This window comes from Paenibacillus montanisoli (assembly GCF_003268025.1).
Classification (GTDB): Bacteria; Bacillota; Bacilli; order Paenibacillales; family Paenibacillaceae; genus Paenibacillus_Z; species Paenibacillus_Z montanisoli.
The window spans coordinates 788763-812705 of the sequence record NZ_QLUW01000002.1 but is presented as its reverse complement, the minus strand read 5'-3'; the positions used below and the strand labels follow the sequence as shown (position 1 = coordinate 812705).

General features: G+C 50.3%; 22 protein-coding genes. 19 read left to right on the top strand and 3 right to left on the bottom strand.

The window, feature by feature from the left end:
• The first annotated feature begins 93 nt into the window (after positions 1 to 93).
• The gene (locus DL346_RS13070) at positions 94 to 642 is read left to right on the top strand and encodes a TetR/AcrR family transcriptional regulator (RefSeq protein WP_112882545.1); all 549 of its coding nucleotides are present in this window, start codon (positions 94 to 96) and stop codon (positions 640 to 642) included.
• Positions 643 to 697: 55 nt separating this feature from the next.
• Here DL346_RS13070 and DL346_RS13065 read toward each other — a convergent pair whose 3' ends face one another.
• Positions 698 to 1591 (bottom strand): AraC family transcriptional regulator, encoded by an 894-nt coding sequence (locus DL346_RS13065; protein ID WP_112882544.1) that lies wholly within the window; start codon positions 1589 to 1591, stop codon positions 698 to 700.
• Between the two features lie 165 nt (positions 1592 to 1756).
• Here DL346_RS13065 and DL346_RS13060 point away from each other — a divergent pair, with 165 nt between their 5' ends.
• The 4 genes from DL346_RS13060 (at position 1757) to DL346_RS13045 (ending at position 6170) form a co-directional block, all read left to right on the top strand.
• Positions 1757 to 2608 (top strand): aldo/keto reductase, encoded by an 852-nt coding sequence (locus DL346_RS13060; RefSeq protein ID WP_112883102.1) that lies wholly within the window; start codon positions 1757 to 1759, stop codon positions 2606 to 2608.
• Positions 2609 to 2903: 295 nt separating this feature from the next.
• Complete coding sequence (locus tag DL346_RS13055) at positions 2904 to 4256, top strand: TrkH family potassium uptake protein (protein WP_112882543.1); 1353 nt, start codon at positions 2904 to 2906, stop codon at positions 4254 to 4256.
• Between the two features lie 12 nt (positions 4257 to 4268).
• On the top strand, positions 4269 to 4931 hold the full coding sequence (locus DL346_RS13050; RefSeq protein ID WP_112882542.1) for a potassium channel family protein: 663 nt from the start codon (positions 4269 to 4271) through the stop codon (positions 4929 to 4931).
• 3 nt (positions 4932 to 4934) lie between these two features.
• Entirely contained in the window at positions 4935 to 6170 is a 1236-nt protein-coding gene (locus tag DL346_RS13045; protein ID WP_112882541.1) for a cation:proton antiporter, read from the top strand.
• A 51-nt stretch (positions 6171 to 6221) separates the two neighbouring features.
• On the opposite strand, the gene DL346_RS13040 is transcribed toward DL346_RS13045, so the two are convergent.
• A complete protein-coding gene (locus DL346_RS13040; RefSeq protein WP_112882540.1) occupies positions 6222 to 7283 on the bottom strand; it encodes a DctP family TRAP transporter solute-binding subunit in 1062 nt (353 codons plus the stop codon).
• A gap of 123 nt (positions 7284 to 7406) precedes the next feature.
• Here DL346_RS13040 and DL346_RS13035 point away from each other — a divergent pair, with 123 nt between their 5' ends.
• The 13 genes from DL346_RS13035 (at position 7407) to DL346_RS12975 (ending at position 22243) form a co-directional block, all read left to right on the top strand.
• Entirely contained in the window at positions 7407 to 9038 is a 1632-nt protein-coding gene (locus DL346_RS13035) for an ATP-binding protein (protein WP_112882539.1), read from the top strand.
• Positions 9010 to 9747 (top strand): response regulator, encoded by a 738-nt coding sequence (locus DL346_RS13030; RefSeq protein WP_240633153.1) that lies wholly within the window; start codon positions 9010 to 9012, stop codon positions 9745 to 9747. Before DL346_RS13035 ends, DL346_RS13030 begins: the two co-directional genes overlap by 29 nt.
• 168 nt (positions 9748 to 9915) lie before the next feature.
• Positions 9916 to 11385 carry an NAD-dependent malic enzyme gene (locus tag DL346_RS13025; protein ID WP_112882538.1) on the top strand — a complete coding sequence of 490 codons (1470 nt, stop codon included), beginning with the start codon at positions 9916 to 9918 and terminating at the stop codon, positions 11383 to 11385.
• 25 nt (positions 11386 to 11410) lie between these two features.
• Positions 11411 to 12688 (top strand): C4-dicarboxylate transporter DctA, encoded by a 1278-nt coding sequence (gene dctA, locus DL346_RS13020; protein ID WP_112882537.1) that lies wholly within the window; start codon positions 11411 to 11413, stop codon positions 12686 to 12688.
• A 451-nt stretch (positions 12689 to 13139) separates the two neighbouring features.
• A complete protein-coding gene (locus DL346_RS13015) occupies positions 13140 to 14096 on the top strand; it encodes a D-2-hydroxyacid dehydrogenase (protein WP_112882536.1) in 957 nt (318 codons plus the stop codon).
• A gap of 4 nt (positions 14097 to 14100) precedes the next feature.
• Positions 14101 to 14460 (top strand): CidA/LrgA family protein, encoded by a 360-nt coding sequence (locus DL346_RS13010; protein ID WP_112882535.1) that lies wholly within the window; start codon positions 14101 to 14103, stop codon positions 14458 to 14460.
• Positions 14450 to 15139, top strand: a complete 690-nt coding sequence (locus DL346_RS13005; RefSeq protein ID WP_112882534.1) for an LrgB family protein — start codon at positions 14450 to 14452, stop codon at positions 15137 to 15139. The genes DL346_RS13010 and DL346_RS13005 overlap by 11 nt, the downstream gene beginning before the upstream one ends.
• Positions 15140 to 15254: 115 nt before the next feature.
• Complete coding sequence (locus DL346_RS13000) at positions 15255 to 16406, top strand: foldase protein PrsA (RefSeq protein WP_112882533.1); 1152 nt, start codon at positions 15255 to 15257, stop codon at positions 16404 to 16406.
• A gap of 265 nt (positions 16407 to 16671) precedes the next feature.
• Positions 16672 to 18297 (top strand): peptide ABC transporter substrate-binding protein, encoded by a 1626-nt coding sequence (locus DL346_RS12995; RefSeq protein WP_112882532.1) that lies wholly within the window; start codon positions 16672 to 16674, stop codon positions 18295 to 18297.
• Positions 18298 to 18383: 86 nt separating this feature from the next.
• Positions 18384 to 19319, top strand: a complete 936-nt coding sequence (locus DL346_RS12990) for an ABC transporter permease (protein ID WP_112882531.1) — start codon at positions 18384 to 18386, stop codon at positions 19317 to 19319.
• Entirely contained in the window at positions 19316 to 20263 is a 948-nt protein-coding gene (locus tag DL346_RS12985; RefSeq protein WP_112882530.1) for an ABC transporter permease, read from the top strand. The genes DL346_RS12990 and DL346_RS12985 overlap by 4 nt, the downstream gene beginning before the upstream one ends.
• Positions 20264 to 20282: 19 nt before the next feature.
• Positions 20283 to 21281, top strand: a complete 999-nt coding sequence (locus tag DL346_RS12980) for an ABC transporter ATP-binding protein (protein ID WP_112882529.1) — start codon at positions 20283 to 20285, stop codon at positions 21279 to 21281.
• On the top strand, positions 21278 to 22243 hold the full coding sequence (locus DL346_RS12975; protein ID WP_112882528.1) for an ABC transporter ATP-binding protein: 966 nt from the start codon (positions 21278 to 21280) through the stop codon (positions 22241 to 22243). Before DL346_RS12980 ends, DL346_RS12975 begins: the two co-directional genes overlap by 4 nt.
• Before the next feature lie 48 nt (positions 22244 to 22291).
• On the opposite strand, the gene rocF is transcribed toward DL346_RS12975, so the two are convergent.
• Positions 22292 to 23200 carry an arginase gene (gene rocF / locus DL346_RS12970; RefSeq protein ID WP_112882527.1) on the bottom strand — a complete coding sequence of 303 codons (909 nt, stop codon included), beginning with the start codon at positions 23198 to 23200 and terminating at the stop codon, positions 22292 to 22294.
• 157 nt (positions 23201 to 23357) lie between these two features.
• On the opposite strand from rocF, the gene rsmD reads away from it, so the two are divergent.
• Positions 23358 to 23942 carry a 16S rRNA (guanine(966)-N(2))-methyltransferase RsmD gene (rsmD, locus tag DL346_RS12965; protein ID WP_112882526.1) on the top strand — a complete coding sequence of 195 codons (585 nt, stop codon included), beginning with the start codon at positions 23358 to 23360 and terminating at the stop codon, positions 23940 to 23942.
• Position 23943 lies beyond the last annotated feature (1 nt).

The window sequence follows — 23943 nt, the reverse complement described above, 5'->3', positions numbered from 1 at the left end:
CGAAAACTCAATGGTTAAAGAAACGGGATGTGTTGATATATCAACACAATCGATAAAAATGTTAATTATCTTAGAAAGTTTGGTGGGTGTACGGTGGCTAAAATGGATCGGAGAATTCTTAAAACGCAGGAAGCCTTGAAAAAAGCGGTTATTGAGCTTATGACAGAAAAAAATTTCGATGATATAACCATTCAGGATCTGGCTGACCGCGCAAACGTAAATCGTGGAACCATATATCTTCATTACCAGGACAAATATGATTTACTGGATAAACTCATAGAAGCTCACCTAAACGAGCTGGGAGAGATGAATGAATGGGCTTGCGAGATGGATTGGAAGGATGCACTTGTGCCTTACTTTGAATTCTTCGAGAAAAATTACTTGTTTTATTCAACCATGTTAGCGAGCAAAGAGGCTCCGTCATCTTTCAGAACCCGGCTCCTTGCTTCATTTATGGAAGGCTTCAAAGGAGAGATCGACAGAGAGAGCGGGAGAAATACGGGGTTAATTGACGATGTCATGCTGCAGTACGCGGGGACTGCTTACGTAGGCGTAATTGAATGGTGGATCAAGAATGGAATGCCCTATTCGGCCAAAGAGATGGCTAAACAAGTCGGGGTTTTGCTGGGTAGAAGTTTGTAATCGTCTGCCTGTTAAAGGCAAGCCAATGGCTTGCCTTTAACTAATTGAAGATCGTTTATGCTTTTAGGCGCTTAATATCTAGAATAGGCGGGAAGCCAAACATTCGGGAATATTCACGGCTGAATTGGGAAGTACTCTCATAGCCTACTCGATACGCAACATCAGTTGCATCTAATGACTCGGTTAATAAAAGGCGCCGGGCTTCCTGAAGTCGCATTTGTTTTTGAAACTGGATAGGACTCAAGGCCGTTACTTCTTTAAAGTGGCGATGAAATGATGAAACACTCATATTTGCTAATTCTGCAAGCTCCTCGATCCGAAATGAACGATCGTATCTATTTACGATATGCTCAATAACATCTCTAATTTGGTGGATTGCGCTTTCTCCCATTACGATTCCTCTTAAAATATTCCCATTCTTACCCTGCAGCACCCTATAAATAATTTCCTCCGTATATAGTGGAGCAAGTACAGGAATATCGTTTGGATTATCTAATAAATGAGCTAACCTGATTACCGCATCCATTAATGACGATTCAATATGGCTAACAAACATAGCTCTCTTAGAGTTTTCTTTCGGAAGTTCTCGAAGTTCTGAGTCATTTAAAACCTTTAAAACTTGACTCGATGAAAATTCAAGCCTGAGACCCAAGTAGGGTACATCGGGAGTGGCTTCAGTGACTTGGGTAATAACCGGCAAATGTACGGATGAAACAAGGTAATCGGAAGGACTATACCGAAATCGATCCTGTCCTAACCAAACTTCCTTCGCCCCTTGCACGACCATACAAAAGGAGGGCTTGTATACTCCATGGCTTGATTCACTCGTATTAGACAGACGCATGAAGTATAGGGACGGAATGGCGGTTTTAAAAACGCCTTCCCCTTCTGAATATTGTTCAATAATTTTGCCGAGCTCCTGCTGCTTTGTAGTAATAATTTCTGACATTTGATCTTCCTCGTTCCGGCATTCTTAAATAGTTTCAATTATATAGGTCATAATCAATCGAAATTTAAGCGGCAGTGAGAGGATTAGGCAATGATTCGAGACGAATGGGATATCCATCATTGTGACATTTGGTACATACTGATGAATAGAAATGGAGGTTTGTACATGCAAAAAGTAACTTTGAACAATGGTGTTGAGATGCCAATAATCGGATTTGGTGTTTTTCAAATTCGTGATGAAAATGAATGTGAACAAAGCGTTTATGACGCTATTATGGCGGGGTATCGGCTGATTGATACCGCTGCCTCTTATCTAAACGAGGAAGCAGTCGGCAGAGCGATCAAACGCAGTGGTGTGGCAAGGGAGGAGTTATTCATCACTACGAAGCTTTGGGTTCAGGATACCGGTTATGACCGTACGAAGAAAGCTTTCGAAAATTCACTGAAACGCTTGCAATTAGATTATTTGGATTTGTATTTAATTCATCAGCCGTACGGGGATGTTTACGGATCTTGGCGCGCGATGGAAGAATTGTATCGTGAAGGCACGGTACGAGCAATTGGCGTAAGCAACTTTCATGAGGATCGTCTGATCGATTTAATGCTTCATAATGAAGTTGCTCCTGCCGTAAACCAAGTTGAAACACACCCTTTCAACCAACAAATCGAAAATGCAAAATTTATGAAAGAACATAACGTCCAAATTGAATCCTGGGCACCTTTTGCTGAAGGTAAAAATAATTTGTTCCAGAATGAGGCATTAGTTGCTGTAGCCGAAAAGCATAATAAGTCCGTTGCTCAAGTGGTTTTACGCTGGTTGACTCAAAGAGAAGTCGTTGTGATTCCAAAGTCGGTTCGTAGAGATAGAATGATTGAAAACTTCAATATTTTCGATTTTGAATTAGATCGAGGGGATATGGAATTGATTGCTGCTTTAGATACGAAGCAGAGCTTGTTCTTCTCGCATCGCGATCCTGAAATGGTAAAATGGATCGGCACGCGTAAACTGGATATCTAAACGGATCATCTTACTTTTAGAAAGGGGCTAGTCGAAAGACGAGCCCCGGTTTTTTATTAGGAGGACGAATAAATTAATTAGTTATGTGAACCGCTTACTAATGAGTAAGTGGTTTTTTTATTTTGTGGTGACCAAACCACTAGGCAGTGAGGCTGTTAAGGAGCTGGATACCTCCAAAAGTATTGCAATGTATTCCGTTTCATACAGGGGGAACCATATGGGATGCAGGAACAGATTAACAACTAAAGAAAGTATTAATTGTGACATTATTAAGAAGAGAAGAGGTGCCCGAAGCATGCTTAAATTTTTTCGTATATCCCACTGGCCACCTCCGCGTGTTCTGGCAACAGGCTTTGCATTGATCATCCTTTTGGGCGGCTTTTTACTTACACTGCCATTCGCCTCCAGCGATGGAACGACTACGCCTTTTATCGATGCCGTATTTACGGCAACTTCAGCGACTTGCGTAACGGGTCTTGTTACGGTCGACAGCGGCAGCCATTGGTCCGTAGCGGGACAAGTGATCATCATCTGTCTAATTCAGGTTGGCGGGCTTGGATTCATGACGATGTCGACCTTATTTGCCATCGTACTTCGTAAACGAATATCGCTCAGAGAACGACTCATTCTCCAGGAAGCAATGAACCAAACGAACATAGAAGGCATCGTCAGACTGATACGCAAAGTTCTGTTGTACTCAATCACAATCGAGCTTGCGGGAGCGATTCTGTTTGCAATCCGTTGGTCATTCGATATGCCGCTTGGAAAGGCCATTTACTTCGGTGCATGGCATGCGGTTTCCATGTTCAACAATGCAGGCTTCGATTTATTCGGATCGTTCGGGGTTCCTTTCGTCAGTTTTACAGACTACGTTAATGATCCGATCATCAATACGGTAGCCATGCTGCTGATTATATTCGGAGGAATAGGGTTTATCGTGATGTCCGACATCATTGAATACCGCGCGCGCAAAAGGCTTTCACTTCACTCAAAAGTCGTTTTGTCCATGACGGGAATCTTGCTCGCGGTTGGGACGATCGTTATTTTCATATTTGAATTTACTAATATGAACACGCTGGGTGAATTAAGCTGGTCAGGAAAGATATGGGCCTCCCTCTTCCAGTCTGTGGCACCGAGAACGGCAGGTCCAAATACGGTCGATTTGGCAGCGCTGCGCCAAGCGACGCAGTTCTTCATTATCCTGCTCATGTTTATCGGTGCTTCGCCAGGATCAACGGGCGGCGGGATAAAAACAACGACTTTCGCGACATTGATAGGGGCAGTCGCTGCCATGATCCGCGGAAAGGACGATATTGTCATGTTTAAGATGCGGCTGGCCCGAGAACGGATTTTCAAAGCATTGACGATTACGATGCTTTCATTGGCGCTTGTCACATTCGTTACGATGTGCCTCGCCACGACAGAGGATCACTCGTTCATCAAGGTATTGTTCGAGACGACATCCGCTTTCGGAACGGTTGGTCTTTCGCTCGGCCTTACGCCTCAGTTGACTACGATCGGAAAAATTTTGATTTGTCTGACGATGTATGCCGGGAGACTTGGTCCGTTAACCCTTGCCTACGCGCTTGGACCGCGTAGTGAAAAAGAATTATATCGTTATCCGGAAGGTAAAATTACGATTGGCTAGGAGGAAAACGTTATGAAAAAACAGCAGTTTGTTGTCGTTGGGCTAGGACGATTTGGCTCTAGTCTGGCGAAAGAACTAATAGCTCTAGGTTACGAAGTGCTTGGTATCGATAAGAATGATGAAGTCGTTCAAGAAATGAGCCAAGTACTGACTCATGTGGTTGTTGCAGACTGCACGGACGAAGAAGCGCTGCGATCGCTTGGCATTCGCAACTTTGATTGCGGAGTCGTAGCAATAGGCGATGATATTCAGGCCAGCATTATGAGCGCCATATTGCTAAAGGACAGCGGGATGAAAAAAGTCGTTGCCAAGGCTTTGAGCGAACTGCATGGGCGCGTGCTGGAGAAAGTCGGAGTAGACCAGGTTGTTTACCCAGAGCGCGATATGGGGATTAGGGTTGCGAATCAATTGGTATCACCGAACCTTCTTGATTACATAGAGCTGTCAAAAGACTATACGATTGCCGAAATGGCTGTTCCGAAACGCTTAAACGGCAAATCGCTGCAGGATATTGATCTGCGCGTAAGATTTGGCTGCAGCGTTGTTGCTATCAATAAGCCTCAAGGCGTCATAATCGCGCCATCCGCATCGGATGTGCTGACGGAGAAGGACGTCATTGTTGTCATTGGAACGAACGGTCAAATTGAAGAATTCGAAAAAGAGGTCATCCGCTGACGTATGGAATCGAATACGACGGAAATGATCCATCACATCTTCATCTTATTTCTCTTGATCGCGGCTGCCGGCATGATCGCAGGGGTTATCGCGAACCGTCTTGGACTGCCGGATGTTGTTTTGTTCATTGGAGCAGGCATGCTGCTGGGACAAGGACTGCATTGGATTAACGAATCAAGCAATTCGATTACCAATCAGCTGATTCTCGTAACGGGGTCGGCGATCATCTTGTTCGATGGCGGACGTAATATTAAGCTGCAAGGCCTAAAGAAGGTCGGTTGGACCGTCGGATTAATGAGCGTTCCAGGAGTTTTGATCACGGTTGCTGTCGTAGGGGCTGCGATTCGTTGGCTGTTTGGCATAGATTGGTTGTATGCACTGCTTGCAGCTGCAGTGATTGCATCAACAGATCCGGCTTCGATCATACCGGTCTTTCGGCAAGTGAGGATTCGAGAACGCGTGCGGGAAACGGTCGAAAGCGAGTCAGCGTTCAACGATGCGACCGGTTCGATCGTAACGTTCGCTTTGCTTGCAGCCGCAACAGGCGAGACCGCACTCGATGTTGGTACAATTACTTGGGATTTTATCCGTACTGCGGTCGGCGGCATCGTTCTCGGATTAATAGTCGGATTCATCATTAGCTATTTGGTCGCGCATACGCGCATAGGTTTTTTACGCGATTATACGACGATTGCAATGATGTTGACTGCCTTAAGCGCCTATTTGATTGGCGAAATCATTCACGTTAGCGGTTTTATGGCAACCTTCGTAGCTGGGCTGATATGGGGCAATTCTTCGGATTTTGGCCTGCATATGGAAGAAAAACATCAGGAAATGATCCATTTTTCTGATAATATCACCGTTATTATGAGAATGCTCATCTTTATTTTGCTTGGGAGTCAGGTCGATTTCAACTTACTCGTCGATTATTGGTGGCAAAGCCTGCTTGTCGTTCTTGCGTTGATGTTTATTGCGCGGCCCGCAACCGTTTTCGCTTCAGCCGTTCCAGACCGTAAATCACGGTGGTCCTTGCGCGAAATGTTGTTTATGGTTTGGGTTCGGGAGACTGGGGTCATACCGGCAGCGCTTTCGGGCATGCTTACCGGGCTGGGCGTTGCCCATTCCGATGTAATCGCATCGGTTACGTTCATGGCGATTATGCTGACAATACTGCTGCAAGCGAGTTCAACCGCTTGGATGGCTCGAAAGCTAGGGGTAGAGGAACATGACACGCCATAACGGAATCAGAGGCAGGCTGTATCGGCGTCAATGATACAGCCTGTTTTTTGTTTATTTGCCCGCGTACTTCAACTGCAGCCGCTCCAAATCGCTCATCAGCTCGCGTCCGATCACAGGACTAAACTCATCATAGACGGGTTGCAGAAGCTGCCTCCAATGCGATTGATCATCCTTGCTCAATGCGTACACCTGCAGGTTTGAATCGGCCTGCATTTCGCGCCACTGCTTTTGGTTGATGATCCGAGCGTTGCGGTTGGCCCATATCGTCGTCTCTGCCATCGCTTCCGAAATCGCGCGCTGAAGTTCCGGAGGCAGCTGATCCCAGAACGTTTTGTTCATGAGCACGCCGTAACCGAGATAGCTATGATTCGACAAGGTCAGATAGTCTTGAACCTGGTACAGCTTCTTGGAGTAAATGTTGGAGATGCTGTTCTCTTCTCCGTCTACGGTGCCATTTTCCAGACTGCGGTACACTTGATTGAACGGCAAAGCGAGCGTTTCGGCACCTAAAGTTCGGTACTGGGCATCGATTACTCGGCTCGGCTGAATGCGAAAACGCAAGTTGCGCAGGTCTTCCGGCGTTTTAATCGGTCCTTTGCTGCTCGTTAGTTGCCGGAAGCCATTCTCCCAGAACGCAAGCCCGACAATGTTGCTTCGTTCAAGCAAATCCATTAAACGCTTGCCGATATCGCCTTGGAACGCTTCGCTTACCGCATCGTCCGAAGGAAACGCGAAAGGCAGGTCCATCAGCAGCCACGGCGGTGACAAACTCGAGATATTGGAGAAGCTTGGCGCGATCATCTGGATCGAGCCGTGCTGCAGAGCTTCGACCTCATTATCTTCGTTAAATAGCATGCCGTTCGGGAAGAGCTCGACTTTGACCCGGTCGTTGGTCTTCTCGCGCACACGTTTGGCGAAGTCGGCTGCGGCTTGTCCCTTGGGCGTGTTTTCCGCGACCACGTAACTGAATTTGATCACCAGATCGCGGCCTAGCTCGGCCTGTTCGTCATCGTATGGCAGCGGCTCGGAGCCGAATCGGGAGTGGAATCCGACCAGAATCGCCGAAAGAAGTCCAAGGCAAACAAAAACTGCGATAGCAATATAGGATTTCATCGTTCCTCCATCGGCTTCAATGCCGCAGGAATGAATTGTTTACGCTTTTCGAGTAATATACGCTATGATAATCAATAATTCGACTAAGGACAAGGGCTGCTTGACAGCGGATGAGGTGTGCGGATGCTGCGACGGTTACGGATAAACTGGAAAATCACCATTTTGTCGCTCGGTATTCTATTGTTTGCTCTATGTATCGGAGGCGTCGTTCTAACCGGTCATATCGCCGACCTTCAAGAGAAGGAGCTCGGAAGGCGATTAATGGTTACGGCTCGCACCGTCGCGGAGCTGCCGCCGGTAACGGAGGGACTGGTCGACCCAAGTTCAACAGAGAAAGCCGTTCGCATGAAGAATACGGCGGAACGGGTTCGGATCGTCAATGACGTCGATTACATTGTCGTCATGGATATGAACGGCATTCGCCGCACTCATCCGACGGACGCTGTAGTCGGCACAATCTCGCGCGGCACGGATGAGAAGTCGTCGTTTGCCGAGCATACGTACCTGTCCAGAGCCAAAGGGGAGAAAGGGACCGCGCTTCGCGCATTCGTGCCGGTGATGAATGAGAACCGCGAGCAGGTAGGCGTAGTTTTGGTGGGGAAGCTGCTTCCAAAGCTGTCTGCCGTGATTAGGGACATGAGCGGAGAAATCTATGTGATTGCGTTCTTGACCCTGCTGTTCGGAACATGGGGCTCATGGTTGTTGGCCGGGCATATCAAGAAGCAGATGTTCGAGTTGGAGCCGGATGAGATCGCGCAGCTTGTCGTCGAGCGGACGGCTACGTTCCAGGCGATGCATGAGGGCATTATCGCAATCGACAAAACGAAGCGGATCACGATCTTTAACGATATGGCGAAAACGATGCTGAGAGTGAATGGGGATATGATTGGCAAGCCGATTGAGGAAGTGCTCCCCGATACGCGCCTGCCCGAAATTATCGAGCTAAATCGCCCCGTCTACAACCAGGATCTGTTCATTGGGCCGGCACACATCGTCACGAACCGCATCCCGATTACGGTCGGAGGACAGGTGGTCGGCGCGGTGGCGACTTTTCGGGATCGGACCGAGGTAACCCGCATGGCGGAAGAGCTGACGGGCGTGCAAAGCTTCGTTGAAGCGCTGCGCGTACAGAGTCATGAATATATGAACAAGCTGCATACGATCGGCGGACTGCTGCAGCTGGACGATAAGAAGCGGGCGATGGACTATCTCTTCGAGATCACGGAGCAGCAAGAGGAGCAAAGCCGATTCGTTAATCAACGCATCCGCAGTGACAGCCTAAAAGGGCTCTTCATGGGGAAAATCAGCCGCGGCAAGGAGCTTGGCATCCGGTTGCGGCTGGATGAAATGAGCTGGCTCGAGCGCTTGCCGGCTTCACTTGACAACCACGACATGGTGATCGTTCTCGGCAATCTCATTGAGAATGCGTTCGATGCGCTGCAGAGAACCGAAGGAGACAAGGAAGTGTTCATCAGTATCGAACAGGATGAGGATGTGCTCTCCATCCTCGTTGAAGATAACGGCTGCGGGATGGATGAGGAGACGAAACGGCGCCTGTTTGAACGAGGGTATTCCACCAAAGAGGGGGAGAGCCGTGGGATTGGCATGTACCTCATCGACGAAATCGTAAGGAAGGCGGGCGGCGTTATGAGAATCGAAACGGCCGAGGGGCAGGGGACCGCCATGATGCTGACCTTACCTATGCAGCGGCAAGGAGGAGACGGCGATGGAGAGAACATCGATGCAGGCCATTAACGTCGTTCTCATTGAGGACGATCCGATGGTTCGGGACATACACCGCCAATTTGTGGAGAGGGTTGCCCCTTTCCGCGTGGTGGCGGAGGCGTCGAACGGGATCGAAGGGCTGGAAATGGTTCGCCGGCATAAGCCGCATCTCGCCATCTTGGATATTTTCATGCCTAAGCAGGACGGCCTGCAGACGCTTCAGCAGCTTCGCGCCGAAGGAGCCGGCACCGATGTCATCGCCATTACTGCGGCGAACGATCCCCCGACGATACGCCGAGTCCTGCAGTTGGGGGCACTCGACTATATTATGAAGCCGTTCAAGTACGACCGGGTAAAAAGCGCGCTTGAGCATTATCTTACGCTACACAGAGCGATAGATGCAGGCGGGGAGCTGACGCAGCTTGAACTAGACCGGATGCTGAAGCGGCACAACCATATGGCCGTTCCTGGAGAAGTCGGGGATAGTACGAAGGGATCCGACACCCAAGGGGAACTGCCTAAAGGGCTGCAGGGGATGACGCTGAAGGCGATCCGCGCCTTTCTGCTCGGCCAAGTCAAGGCCTGTTCGGCAGAAGAGGTTTCGGAAGGGGTTGGGCTGGCTCGGGTAACGGCGAGGCGGTATTTGGAATACATGGAGAAGAGCGGTGAGCTGGCCCTTGACGTGCAGTATGGCGGAGTCGGCCGCCCCGTTAACCGATATCGGATGAAACAGGAATAGGGATGGCTAAAAGGCGAACCGCTGCAGCAGCGGTTCGCTTTTTTTTGTTTCCCGAGACCAAAATGACCAAAACGCACAATATGGCCGAATGATTCCCAATTTAGCATGAAAGCGTTAACATGAAGCACACAAGACATAGAAATGTGATTTTGGAGAGGGGATATACCCATGTCGATGCCAACAGGAGCCAATACCAGCGTCATCTTAAGATTAGAGCTGCAAAAAGAAAACGCTTCATTCGGAACGATCGCAACCGCGATCAGCGAAAGCGGCGGCGATATTGTCGCGATAGACGTGGTTCGCACCGAGAAAATGACGACCGTTCGGGATCTAACCATAAACGTCTACGATTCCAAGCATACGGAGCTTATTGTCAGTCTGATCGGCAAGCTGCCCGGGGTTCGCGTCATCCATGTATCGGATCAAACCTTCCTTCTTCACCTCGGGGGCAAGATCGAAATGAGCACGAAGTACCCCATCAAGAACCGGGATGATCTGTCCCGCGTATATACGCCTGGAGTTGCCCGCGTGTGCACCGCGATTGCGGAAAAGCCTTCTCTTGCCCACACGCTGACCATCAAAAGAAATACGGTTGCGGTCGTGTCCGACGGTTCAGCCGTGCTCGGACTCGGCAACATCGGTCCGGAGGCCGCGATGCCGGTCATGGAGGGCAAAGCCATGCTGTTCAAACAGCTTGGCGGTGTCGACGCGTTCCCGATCTGTCTGGATACGCAGGATACGGAAGAGATTATCCGCATCGTAAAGGCGATGGCGCCTACGTTCGGAGGCATTAATCTCGAGGATATTTCCGCGCCTCGTTGCTTTGAAATCGAGGAACGGCTTGTACAGGAGCTTGATATACCGGTGTTCCACGACGACCAGCACGGTACGGCCGTCGTCCTCTTGTCCGGATTGCTGAACGCCGTTAAGCTGGTCGGCAAGCGGCTTGAACATTGCAAAGTTGTTGTTTGCGGCTTAGGTGCGGCAGGTACCGCATGCACCAAGATGCTGATGGCGGCAGGGGTTGCGAACGTCGTCGGCGTCGACCGTCAGGGAGCCATCATTCGCGGGGGCAGCTACGACAACCCGGCCTGGCAGTGGTTTGCGGAGCACACGAATCCGAACAAGGAGACCGGCCTGCTGTCGGATGTGATCCAGGACGCCGATATCTTCATTGGCGTGTCAGGCCCGGGCGTGTTAAAGCCTGACGACGTAAAGCGCATGGCGAAGGATCCGATCGTGTTCGCGATGGCTAATCCGACGCCGGAGATATTGCCGGAGGAAGCGGAGCCTTACGTGCGAGTGATGGCTACCGGACGCTCGGATTACCCGAACCAGATTAATAACGTGCTGTGCTTCCCGGGCATGTTCCGCGGCGTGCTCGATTGCCGGGCGTCCCGCGTCACGGAAGGCATGAAATTGGCCGCTGCCAGAGCAATCGCTTCAGTGGTAAGCGCGGACGAATTGAATGAGCATTACATTATTCCAAGCGTGTTTAATCAAGCGGTTGTGGAGCGAGTGCGGGAGGCGGTTATCGAAGCCGCATACGAGGCGGGCGTCGCCCGGCGCGCCCGCGAAAGCGCACGCGGCACGGACCGCGATCAGCAGCGCGAGCCAAGTGCCGCGTTAAGCCATTAATTTGTAACGGGAGGGTTAAACAACTATGAAGAAGCTTGCCAAAAATTTGTCCGTTCAAGTGTTGGCCGCTATCGTGCTAGGCATTATCGTTGGCATTATATTCCCAAGCTGGGCGGACAATATGAAGGTCATCAGCGATATTTTTATCAAAATGATCAAAATGGTCATCACGCCAATCGTGTTCTTTACGATCGTCGTCGGCTTCGCCGGCATGGGCGATATGAAGAAGATCGGGCGTATCGGCGGAAAGGCGCTGCTCTATTTTGAAGTGATCACGACCTTTGCGATGGCGATCGGCATCGGGGTTATGTACCTGATTCAGCCGGGTGCCGGTATGAACCATAGCGGCGTGAAAGCGTCGGATGTGGAAAAGTATACGCAGCAAGCGGCCGAGACCAGCCATGGGTTCATCGACTTTATCGCCGGCATCGTCCCGGATAACGTGATGGCGGCCTTCTCTAAGGGCGATATGCTGCCGGTGCTGTTCTTCTCCGTTCTGTTCGGTCTTGCGCTATCCGGCCTTGGCGAGAAAGGGAAGCCGGTAACCTCGCTGTTCGAGAAGCTGAACGAAGTGTTCTTCCGTTTGGTGGGCATGATCATGAAGGTGTCCCCATTCGCAGCCTTCGGCGCGATGTCCTATACCATCGGTAAATTCGGCGTGGGTTCCCTATTCTCCATCGGCAAAATGATGGGCTCCGTTTACCTGACCATGTTCTTGTTCGTTGTCATCGTTTTGAATCTGATTGCCCGCTACAACGGCTTTAGCCTGTTCAAGCTGCTGGGTTATATCAAAGACGAGATATTGCTCGTGCTCGGCACATCGTCTTCCGAATCCGCTTTGCCGCGCGTCATGCAGAAGCTGGAGAAGTTCGGCTGTTCCAAACCGGTTGTCGGCCTGGTCGTACCGACCGGATACTCCTTTAACCTTGATGGAACGTCGATCTACTTATCGATGGCGGCGCTGTTCATCAGCCAAGCGTACGGCGTTCATCTGACCTTGGTGCAAGTGCTCGTTCTGCTTGGCGTCCTAATGGTGACCTCGAAAGGCGCAGCCGGCGTCACCGGCTCCGGTTTCGTTACACTCGCAGCGACGCTTGCCGCCATCCCGAACAATGTCATTCCAGTCGAAGGCATGGCGCTCCTGCTCGGCGTTGACCGCTTCATGTCGGAAGCGCGCGCCATAACGAACCTGATCGGAAACAGCGTTGCAACCGTCGTGATCGCTAAGAGCGAAAAAGAATTCAACCCCGTCGATCATGATGCCATTGTAACTATAGGTAAGGGGCAAAAAGCTGCCTCTTAATCCAACCATTAACCTCCGATGATGAATCGGAGGTTTTTTGTTGCACTTGTTGTATAGTCGATAGACCGAATGCTGCGTTTGACCGAACAGGCATATAAGCTCCGCTAAGAAATGACTCCGATTGGCGATCGGAGCGGACGAATAGGAACAATCGGTTCAACCGGTCACCAGCCGGAGCAATGAAATCGCATCGGATATTCCAGCTCTCTATTAATAGGAGAGATTATTCAAATTTCTCTACTATATAATAGAAGAAACTTTTTAGAGCAAAAGCTTTACAGTAATGAAGCTACAACCCAGATATGCGTCGACGCGGTGAAGCAACATTCCGATAGTGCGGTTTTTTGTCAAAACTTGTTCGCTTCTTGGCCTAGATAAGGTATGATCTACATAGCATTATCATTTAGACGAATTCGATGATTTGGCGATTAGGAAAGGAGCGGGAAAACAGATGAAAATTGTTGTACTGGACGGGTACACGTTGAACCCGGGCGATTTGAATTGGGATGAATTAGGCAAGCTTGGCGAGCTGGTCGTATATGACCGGACTGCCCGCGAAGATATCGTAAGCCGCGCGGCTGGCGCGGAAGCCATATTGACGAATAAGACGCCGTTCTCGGCGGAAACGATCCGCAGTCTACCGGGTCTGCGATACATCGGCGTACTGGCTACTGGGTATAATATTGTCGATACGAAGGCGGCTGCGGAGCATGGCGTGGCCGTAACGAACGTACCGGACTATAGCACGCATTCGGTGGTCCAGCTCGTGTTTGCGCTGCTGATGGAGCATGCTTACCGCGTAAGCGAGCATAGCAAAGCCGTACATAATGGCCGCTGGTCGGCCGGTCCGGATTTTACGTTTTCTCTTCATCCTCTCATGGAGCTCGCCGGGAAAACAATCGGAATCGTCGGCTATGGCCAGATCGGCCAGCAGGTCGCGAAGGCTGCTCTTGCCTTCGGCATGAAGGTCGTCGTACATACGCGAACGGAGAAAGCCGTTCCAGGATTGGAAGCCGTTCAATTTATGCCGCTTGATGATTTGTTCCGGAATTCGGATATCGTTACGCTGCACTGTCCGCTCACACCCGAGACGACCGGGCTGGTAAACGCACGAACGCTTGGGCTGATGAAACATACGGCATATCTGATTAATACGGCTCGCGGCGGACATATCGCGGAGCAGGATTTGGCCGACGCGCTCAACAACGGTCGTATCGCGGGAGCCGGATTGGATGTGCTGAGCGTCGAGCCGCCTCCCGTAGATCAACCTCTCCTGAATGCAGCGAACTGCGCGATCACGCCTCATATCGGCTGGGCAACGGTCGAAGCGCGCAGCAGGCTGATGGGGATTGCGGCATCGAATCTGCGTTCGTTCCAGCAGGGCGATGTCCGTAACCGGGTGAACTGATCGAATGCGGGGATTAAGCATCATTATCGGCTTTGACGGGCTGGGGTGGCTGCTGCACCAATTCGCGGGCGTACCGCTTCCGTCGCATGTTCTGGGGCTGCTGCTGCTGACAGCAGCTTTATTTTTGCAAATCGTGAAGCTTGAATGGGTGGAACAAAGCGCGGCATTTTTGACGAAGCATATGATGCTGTTCTTCGTGCCGCTGCTTGCGGGCGCAGCCGCGTACGCGTCCGTTATCGGCAGCTCTTGGCTCGCCGCGATCGGGAGTCTAACCGCAGGGACGCTTGCGATCTTGCTCATAACCGGGCTGGCTACGAAAAGGCTGGTCAAGCGGCCGAAAGGAAGTGAGCACGATGGCAGCTGAACGTTTTGCCGATCCAATGTTCGGCACCGTGCTGTCAGTGGGAGCTTACGTGCTGGCAATTCTCATCCGTCGAAAGCTTAATTGGCTGCATCCGCTGCTTAGCGCCCCGCTAATCGTCTATCTGGTTTTGCGGATCGGCGATATTCCGTTTGCCGCTTACCGGGAAGGCGGCGATTTGGTAACGTTCTTTCTTGGTCCTGCGACGGTGGCGATGGCCGTACCGCTATATAAGCATGCGATGCGGCTAAAGCATATGCTGCCGTCGCTGCTTGCCGGAGCCTTGGTCGGAAGCGCGGCGGGCATTCTTATCAACGGCTTGTCCGTTCTGCTGCTTGGCGGAACGGAATCCTTTCTTCGCTCGACGCTGCCAAAGTCGGTCACAACGGCGGTAGCCGTGGATTTGTCCGGTTGGCTCGGCGGATCGCCTGAGCTGACGGCCGCGTTAACCGTACTGACCGGTCTTGTCGGCAGCGTAGCGGGACTGCCGCTCCTTCGGCTGTGCCGAGTAGACAGCGTCATTGCATCTTCGATCGCGATCGGTGCGGCTGCGCACGGGATCGGTTCGGCGAAGCTGCTGTCCGAATCGGAGGAACAAGGAGGATTAAGCGGATTCTCCATGGCCGCTTGCACGGTGTTCACGCCCGTCCTTTTGCTGCCGGTTCATGCCTGGCTGCTTTGACGGGTTTCGATTTATTTCGCTCTATTTCATGTTATCTTAAGGTTTGGCCGGGCATTATCTGGTATAGTGACACAGAAGCGTTACTGATTTTCATTTGCCGAAGGGAGTTTTCAAGTTGAACGAGAAAGAGAAGCAAGGTAACGAGAACGAGCTTGAGCTTGAGGCTGTAGAACAGGATAAGAAAGGTAATGTCTACGCGAAGAATGCGTCCGAAGCGCCCGAAACGGAGCTTGCTGATTCGGATATAGACAACGAGCTAGAGGGAGATGAGGAAGAGGAGCGGGACAAGCGCCGCGCAGCTGCGGCGACATCGTCGGCTCCGGCAGCCAAGAGCGGCGGCGGCAAAGCTTGGATGTACATTTCCATCGGACTCGCACTCGTATTGCTGGTCGTATTGATTTCCCCGTTTGGCGGCGGCAAGAACGAGACGGTCGGCTCGGTAAATGGAGTTTCCATCTCGAAAGATCAGCTGTATGACGAAATGGTCAAGCTTGGCGGCCAGCAAACGCTGGACAACCTGATCCAGGACGAGCTGATCAAGCAGGAAGCGGACAAAGCGGGCATCAAGATTACGGATGCTGACGTTGACAAGGAAATCGACAACATCAAGAAGCAATTCCCGACCGAAGATGATTTCCAGGCTGCCTTGATGCAGGCCAATATGACGGTCGAAGATTTGAAGAAACAAACGCCGATGCAGCTTCGGATCAAAAAGCTGCTGGAACCGCAAACGAAAGTAACGGACGAAGATGTGAAGAAATTTTTCGAAGAGAACAAAGCGCAATTCGACCAGCCGGAGCAAGTGAGGGCTTCGCACATTTTGGTGGCTACGAAGGAAGAGGCCGATGCCATTCTGAAGCAGCTGAAAGAAGGCGCGGATTTCGCGCAGCTGGCGAAAGAGAAATCCACTGACCCTGGCAGCAAAGACCAAGGCGGCGACCTTGGCTTCTTCGGCAAAGGCGATATGGACCCGGCTTTCGAAGCCGCAGCGTTCAAGCTGAAGAAAGACGAGCTCAGCGAGCCGATTAAGACGGATTACGGCTACCACATCATCAAAGGGGCCGAGCACAAGGAAGCGAAAGCGGCTACGCTGGATGAGAAGAAGGCCGAAATCAAGGAACAGCTCATTTCCCAGAAGGTGCAAGAGCTTTCCCAGGCTTGGCTGGAGGATCTGAAGAGCAAAGCGAATATCACAAACACGTTGACAGCGGATGATGCGACTAACGCTGAAGTGCCGGCTGCAAACGCAGGCACGAACGGACAATAATATTCCAGGTAAGATGCAAAGACGACCGTTGCAGGCAACATTTGGCCTGCTGCGGTCGTCTTCTTTTGTGGCATAATAGGGACGAGAAAGTCAGAGATTACAATGGTTTGCAACTTTCCCGTCAGCTGTTTGTCAGTTAACATAACATGGACAGATAGAAAATCTTTACAAGTGTTCAAAATGTGTTTTACAAATTGTTAAATTGGGTGTATTATTGGCTACGGGTTTAAAAAAATAAACAAACTTTCGGAGGCGGGTTCGAAGAATGAAAAAGAAATTGCTAGTTCTAGTTTCACTCATGCTTGTCCTCACAGGCGTATTGTCTGCCTGTGGCAAAAGCGGTTCCGGTGCTGATCAAGAGTTCAGAATGAACCTGACGACCGAACCACCTAGTTTGGATGTTTCACAAGCACAAGACCAAGTATCGTTCACAGTGCTTACAGGCCTTTTTGAAGGTTTGACTCGTCTGGATGCGACTGGTAAAGTCGTTCCGGGCGTAGCTGAGAAATGGGAAGTTTCGGACGACAGCAAGAAATATACGTTCCACCTTCGCTCTGATGCAAAATGGTCCAATGGCGACCCTGTAACAGCACAGGACTTTGAATACTCCTGGAAGCGTACGCTGGATCCGAACTTGAACCCACCGGCTCCTTACGCTTACCAACTTTACTACATCAAGAACGGCGCTAAGTACAACACGAAAGATGGCGTAACTGACGCTGCACAACTGGGCGTTAAAGCGATCGACGAAAAAACGCTTGAAGTTGAATTGGAAAACCCAACTCCTTACTTCTTGAACCTTACAGCTTTCTTCACGCTGTATCCAATTCATAAATCGGCTCAAACGAACGCGAACTGGGCTGCTGAAGCAAAAGACTACATCAGCAACGGACCGTTCAAAATGTCTGCTTGGAAACATGGCGATTCCCTTGAGCTTGTACCGAACGAAAACTACTGGGCAAAAGATGAAATCAAATTGTCCAAAGTTAAATTCTCGATGGTTGCAGATGCAAACACTGAGCTTAGCATGTACCAAACAGGCAAGCTTGACTGGACAGGTAAGCCAACTGGCGATATTCCTGTAGAGCAACTGGACAAGTTCCGCAAAGAGAACAACAAAGAGCTTCAAATTAAAGGCGTAGCAAGCACTTATTATTACAACTTCAACAACGAGAAGAAGCCTTTCAACAACGTGAAAGTACGTAAGGCGCTTTCGATGGCAATTAACCGTACGGATATCGTTGAAAAAGTAACTAAAGCAGGTCAAGTTCCTGCATACGGATTTGTTTCCACTGGTATCTTCGGCGTTGCAGGCGAATACCGCTCCGAAGTGAAAGACGACTACTTCAAGGAAGATGTAGCAGAAGCTAAGAAATTGCTTGCTGAAGGTCTTCAAGAAGAAGGCATGACTGAAATGCCTGAATTCACGCTTTCCTTCAACGAAGGTCTGCACAAGACTGTAGCTGAAGCGATCGCTAACATGTGGAAAGAAAACCTTGGCGTTAACGTTAAGCTTGAAGTTCAAGAGTGGAAAGTATTCCTGAAAAACCGTCAAAGCTTGAACTATGACATTGCTCGTGCTGGTTGGGGCGCTGACTACAACGATCCAATGACGTTCATCGACATGTTCACAACAGGCGGCGGTAACAACGACATCGGCTTCAAGAACACTGAATACGATGCGCTTGTTAAGGAAGCATATGCGACTAACGATCAAAAAGCTCGTGTAGATGCAATGGCTAAAGCGGAGAAAATCCTGATTGGCGACAATCAAGCGATTATGCCAATCTACTACTACACTTCGGCTCAATTGATCAAGCCTTATGTGAAAAACTACTCCGTTGATTTCAGCGGTAACTTGGATTACAGCCGTATCACAATTGAGAAATAATTAAGTTTGAAATGAATTTAAGGGTAGAGGGATATATATGGTTCCCATATATATCCCTTCTCTTATGATTGGGGGAGGGGCTTGGGATGGCTCGTTATTTGGGTGGTAAGCTTTTTAACATTATTATTTCACTGCTAGTTCTAGCCACCGCAACCTTTTTCTTGATGAAAGCTGTCCCAGGGGACCCTTTTACTCAAGAGAAGGCAATTCCGCCTGAAATTAAGGCGAATATTATGGCGCATTACGGATTGGACAAGCCGCTAGGCACGCAGTACTTGGTTTACATGAAAAACTTGTTTCAGCTTGATTTGGGCGAATCGATGAAAAGTCAGAATCGCTCTGTAACGACAATCATTAAAGAATCCTTTGCTACTTCCGCTAAGGTTGGTGCTATTGCGATCATCGTATCCGTCATCGTCGGAATATATCTCGGTATGATGGCTGCTTTAAGGCATAAGAAGCTAATCGATAATGCGGCAATGTTCATTGCGGTTATCGGTATTTCGATTCCGAACTTCGTTATTGGGGCATTGCTTCAATATTTCCTTGGTGTAAAATTTCCGATCTTTACTGTACAAGGGCTTGAAGGGCCGCTAGATTATGTCCTTCCGACAATCGCTCTTTCTACACTTCCTATTGCATTCATCGCGAGGCTTACTCGCTCAACAATGCTCGAAGTATTAACTTCGGACTATATACGAACTGCGAAAGCGAAAGGCTTGTCGCCACATGCAATTCTTTGGCAGCACGGACTTCGTAACGGTATTTTGCCGGTTGTCACGTATCTAGGCCCGATGACGGCAAACATTATTACCGGTTCGGTCGTTGTCGAACGTATTTTTGGTCTTCCTGGCTTGGGCGGACATTTCGTTGAAAGTATTTCTAACCGCGATTACACGCTCATCATGGGTATTACGATTTTCTACGCCGTAATCTTGATGGCTGCCCGTTTCATCACCGATATTGTTTACATTTTTGTTGATCCGCGTATTAAAGTTAGCGGAGGTGTCGTTAAGAAATGAGTACTCAATTGAAAGATGTCGTGACTAGCGAGCAAGCTGCGAATTCACCGTTCGCGAAGCTGCCGCAAAGACATACGGAGTCCGAAATCATTACTGCGGAAAGCCGCTCTACGTTTCAAGAGAGCTGGGCAAAACTTCGCAAAAATAAATATGCGATGTCCGGATTATATGTCCTGATTGCAATCATTGTTCTCGCGATTGTATGTCCGATGATTTCGCCTTACAATTCGTACACGAACGATTTGGACAATACGTATTTAGCGCCGAACAGCGACCACTGGTTCGGAACGGACAATTTGGGCCGTGATTTGTTCGTCAGAACATGGCTTGGCGTTCGAATCTCGTTGATCGTCGGTTTTACGGCAGCGTTGATCGACCTCATGATTGGCGTCGTTTACGGCGGAATTATGGGCTTTAGCGGCAAAAGACTTGGCGGCGTTATGAACAAGTTTGCTGAAATTTTGTACGCGATCCCGTATTTGCTCGTCGTCATTTTGCTTGGTGTTGTTATGGGCAACGGTTTAACGACGATCATTATCGCCTTGTCGATTACGGGTTGGATTACGATGTCATGGATTGTACGCGGTCAAATTTTGCAGCTCAAAAATCAGGAGTACGTGCTCGCAGCTCAATCGATGGGCGCAAGCGGCTCGCGTATTTTGTTCCGCCACTTGATTCCGAATACACTTGGACCGATTATTGTAACGGTTACGTTGTCGGTTCCGTCTGCTATATTTGCCGAAGCATTCCTTAGCTTCCTTGGTCTTGGCGTTCAAACGCCGGCTGCTTCACTCGGTACGCTAATTTCCGAAGCAGTTTCGGTATTTACGCTCTATCCGTGGGTAATGCTCATTCCGGCATCGCTACTCAGCATTACAATGCTTGCCTTCAACATTTTCGGCGACGCGCTGCAAGATGCATTCGATCCGAAAATGAAAAAATAACAGCGCAGGGAGTGAGCTTATGAATAATCCGATTCTAAGTATTTCTGATTTGCATATCTCGTTTCACGTGCGCGGTGGAGAGGTTCAGGCGGTTCGCGGTGTAGATCTTGAAATTAACCGCGGCGAGTCCGTTGCTATCGTCGGCGAGTCCGGCTCAGGCAAGAGCGTAACAGCTCAATCTATTCTTCGTCTTATTCCGACGCCTCCTGGTGAATATAAACAAGGAACGATCAAGTTTAAAGGTGAAGATCTGCTAGCGAAGACTGAACGTGAGATGGAAGCGATTCGCGGTAAGGAAATCGGTATGATTTTCCAAGATCCAATGACTTCGCTTAACCCTACTTTGACAGTAGGTCGTCAAATTACTGAAGTGCTGTATAAACATCAAAATATGAACAAAGACGATGCGGAGAAGCGTGCAATCGAGCTGCTTACACTTGTAGGCATTCCGAATGCGCCTGAACGTATTCGTCAATATCCGCATCAATTTTCGGGCGGTATGCGCCAGCGCGTTATGATTGCAATTGCGCTTGCATGCAATCCTTCGCTTCTGATCGCCGATGAGCCAACAACGGCGCTTGACGTAACGATTCAAGCTCAAATCATGACGCTGATGAAGGAGCTCCAGAAGAAGACAGGAACGTCCATCATTCTGATCACGCATGACCTTGGCATCGTTGCTGACATGTGCGACCGCGTTGTTGTTATGTATGCAGGTAAAGTTGTCGAAACAGGAACGAAGCAAGAAATTTTCAAAAATCCGCAGCATCCGTATACGAGAGGTCTTCTTCGTTCACTTCCGCGTCTGGATCATGACAAGAATGAGCCGCTCATTCCGATCATCGGTACGCCGCCAGATATGTCTTCGCCGCCGAAAGGCTGTGCATTCTGTGCGCGATGCGATGAAGCGATGCGGATTTGCGTCGACAACGACCCTGCGGCATATGTCATCAGTGAGACGCAAGCTGCGAAATGCTGGCTGCATGACTCGGCCCTTAAAGGGGGAGAAAGCGCATGAAATCAAACAACCAAATGTTGATCGAAGTCGATCAGCTTAAAAAATATTTTGACGTCGGCAAAGGTAATCGCCTCAAAGCGGTTAACGACCTGACGTTCGGTATCCGTGAAGGCGAAACACTCGGTATGGTTGGTGAGTCCGGCTGTGGTAAATCGACTGCAGGCCGTACAATTCTCCGTCTCTATGAGCCAACTTCCGGAGCTGTATCGTTCCAAGGCAAAAACATTATGAAAGCAAGCGGATCTACGCTTAAAGCGCTTCGCCGCGAAATGGCGATGATCTTCCAAGATCCATACGCATCGCTGAATCCGCGCTGGAAAGTAGAAGATTTGATCGCAGAGCCGCTTGATATTCACGGCCTTGCTAATGGGGCAAAAGATCGCAAAATGCAGGTTGAGCGTTTGCTTGACCGTGTAGGTCTTCGTTCCGAGCATGCAAGACGCTACCCGCATGAGTTCTCCGGCGGACAGCGTCAACGTATCGGAATTGCACGTGCGCTTGCTGTGAATCCGAAGTTCATCGTTTGCGATGAGCCGATCTCAGCTCTTGACGTTTCCATTCAAGCGCAAGTCGTTAACCTGCTGCAAGATTTGCAGCGTGAGTATGGTTTGACGTACTTGTTCATTGCGCATGACCTTGCGATGGTTAAACATATCAGTGACCGCGTTGCTGTTATGTACTTGGGTAAAATGGTTGAGCTGGCGGAGAGTGAAGAGCTCTACGCGAATCCTAAGCACCCGTATACGAAAGCGCTCATGTCGGCGATTCCGGTTCCGGATCCAGACATTGAAGCGACGAAAGAACGTATCGTGCTGACAGGCGATTTGCCGAGCCCGGTAAATCCGCCGAGCGGTTGTCAATTCCGTACACGCTGCCCGTTCGCGACAGAGAAATGCGCTGCCGAAGTGCCGGAGTTCCGCGAAGTGGAACCGAATCACTGGGCTGCTTGCCATTATGCATAATAAATAGAGAAGACGCTTCGCCGCCTGCGGCGAAGCGTCTTTTGCCGTTCACAGAATCCGTTCGCCTAGAAGCGATCCGATCAGCTCGACCGCAAGCCGGGCTGTCCGCCCGTTCGTATCCAGAAGCGGGTTCACTTCGACAATATCCGCAGACGTGACCATGCCGCAGTCATACAGCATTTCCATGGCCAAGTGGGCTTCCCTGTAATTCAGTCCGCCCCTCACGGGCGTGCCGGTTCCGGGCGCTTCACCTGGATCGACGCTGTCGATGTCGAAGCTCACATGGACGCCTTCGGAGCCGTAAGAGGCGATGGCGATCGCCTTTTCCATCACGCGGCCCATGCCGTGCCGGTCAATATCGTGCATCGTGAAGCAGGTCACGCCGGTTTCGTAGATATGTTTTTTCTCCCCCTCATCCAGCTCCCTGACACCGACCAGCACAACGCGCTTCGGCTGCAGCTTCGGCGACCGCCCGAGCAGCTCCGTAAATCTGGTATCCCCCAGCCCGAGACTAGCGGCCAAGGCCATGCCGTGAAGATTGCCGGTGTGCGAGGTTTGCGGCGTATTCAAATCGGCATGGGCATCGATCCAAACGACGCCTAGCTGCTGGACATGCGCCGTAACGCCGGCTATCGTACCGATTGAAACGCTATGGTCACCGCCAATCGTAAGCGGGAGGGCTTCACTCTCCATAATCGATTGAACGGCTTCCGCGACGGCTTCGCTCATCGTCAGTACCCGTCCCCAATTGCGCATACGTTCCAAGGACCGGCGGTCCGTCGCTAATTCGGCCGGTTCTTTCCACGGGAACAGGGAATGGGGCAGATTCAGATGGCGAAGTTTTTCCGCTAACCCTGCCTGCAGCACTGCCTCAGGACCGCCGCTCGCGCCGGGCTTGCTGGCTCCGTAGTGAAACGGGACGGGAAGGACCGTAACCTGCTGTCGTTCATTATTCAATGGAATCCCTCCAATGCGGATACGATGATGAACTGCATGGTTATATATAGACGCGAGGCCGCGAAGTCATGACTATCCGGCCCGCCGATCCTTTAACTTGATGAGTAAATTGTGGTACGATAGCAGGAAGGAATAGGCGAAAGGGGAAAGAACGGGTTTGAGAGTCATTGCAGGCACGGCTAAAGGCCGGACCTTAAAGGCGGTACCGGGCAAAAATACGCGTCCGACGACCGATAAAGTAAAAGAAGCGATCTTCAGCATGATCGGCCCTTTCTTCGATGGAGGGCTCGTGCTCGATTTGTTCGCCGGAACCGGCGGCTTGGGTATTGAGTCGCTGAGCAGAGGGATGGAGCGCGCGGTTTTTGTCGACCTGGACGGAGGAAGCATTGAGGTCATCAAATCCAACGTGCAGGCTGCAGGGGTATCGGAGCAGGCGGAGATTTACCGGACGGAGGCTGCTAGGGCGATTAAGGCGCTTGCGAAGCGCGGGCTTCGGTTTAAGCTTGTTTTTCTCGATCCGCCGTACCGGATGAAGGAAATGGACGGTTTGATGGAGGAGCTGGCAGAGCGCGGATTGCTGGAAGAGCATGCCACGATTGTCGTTGAGCACGATGCCGAGCACGCCTATCCGGAGACGCTCCGTGCGTTCAACCAAATCAAGCGTTCGCAGTACGGCGATACGGCGGTGACCATCTACCGGTACGCAGAGACGCCGGAGCCGACCGAACCATTGGAGGCATGAA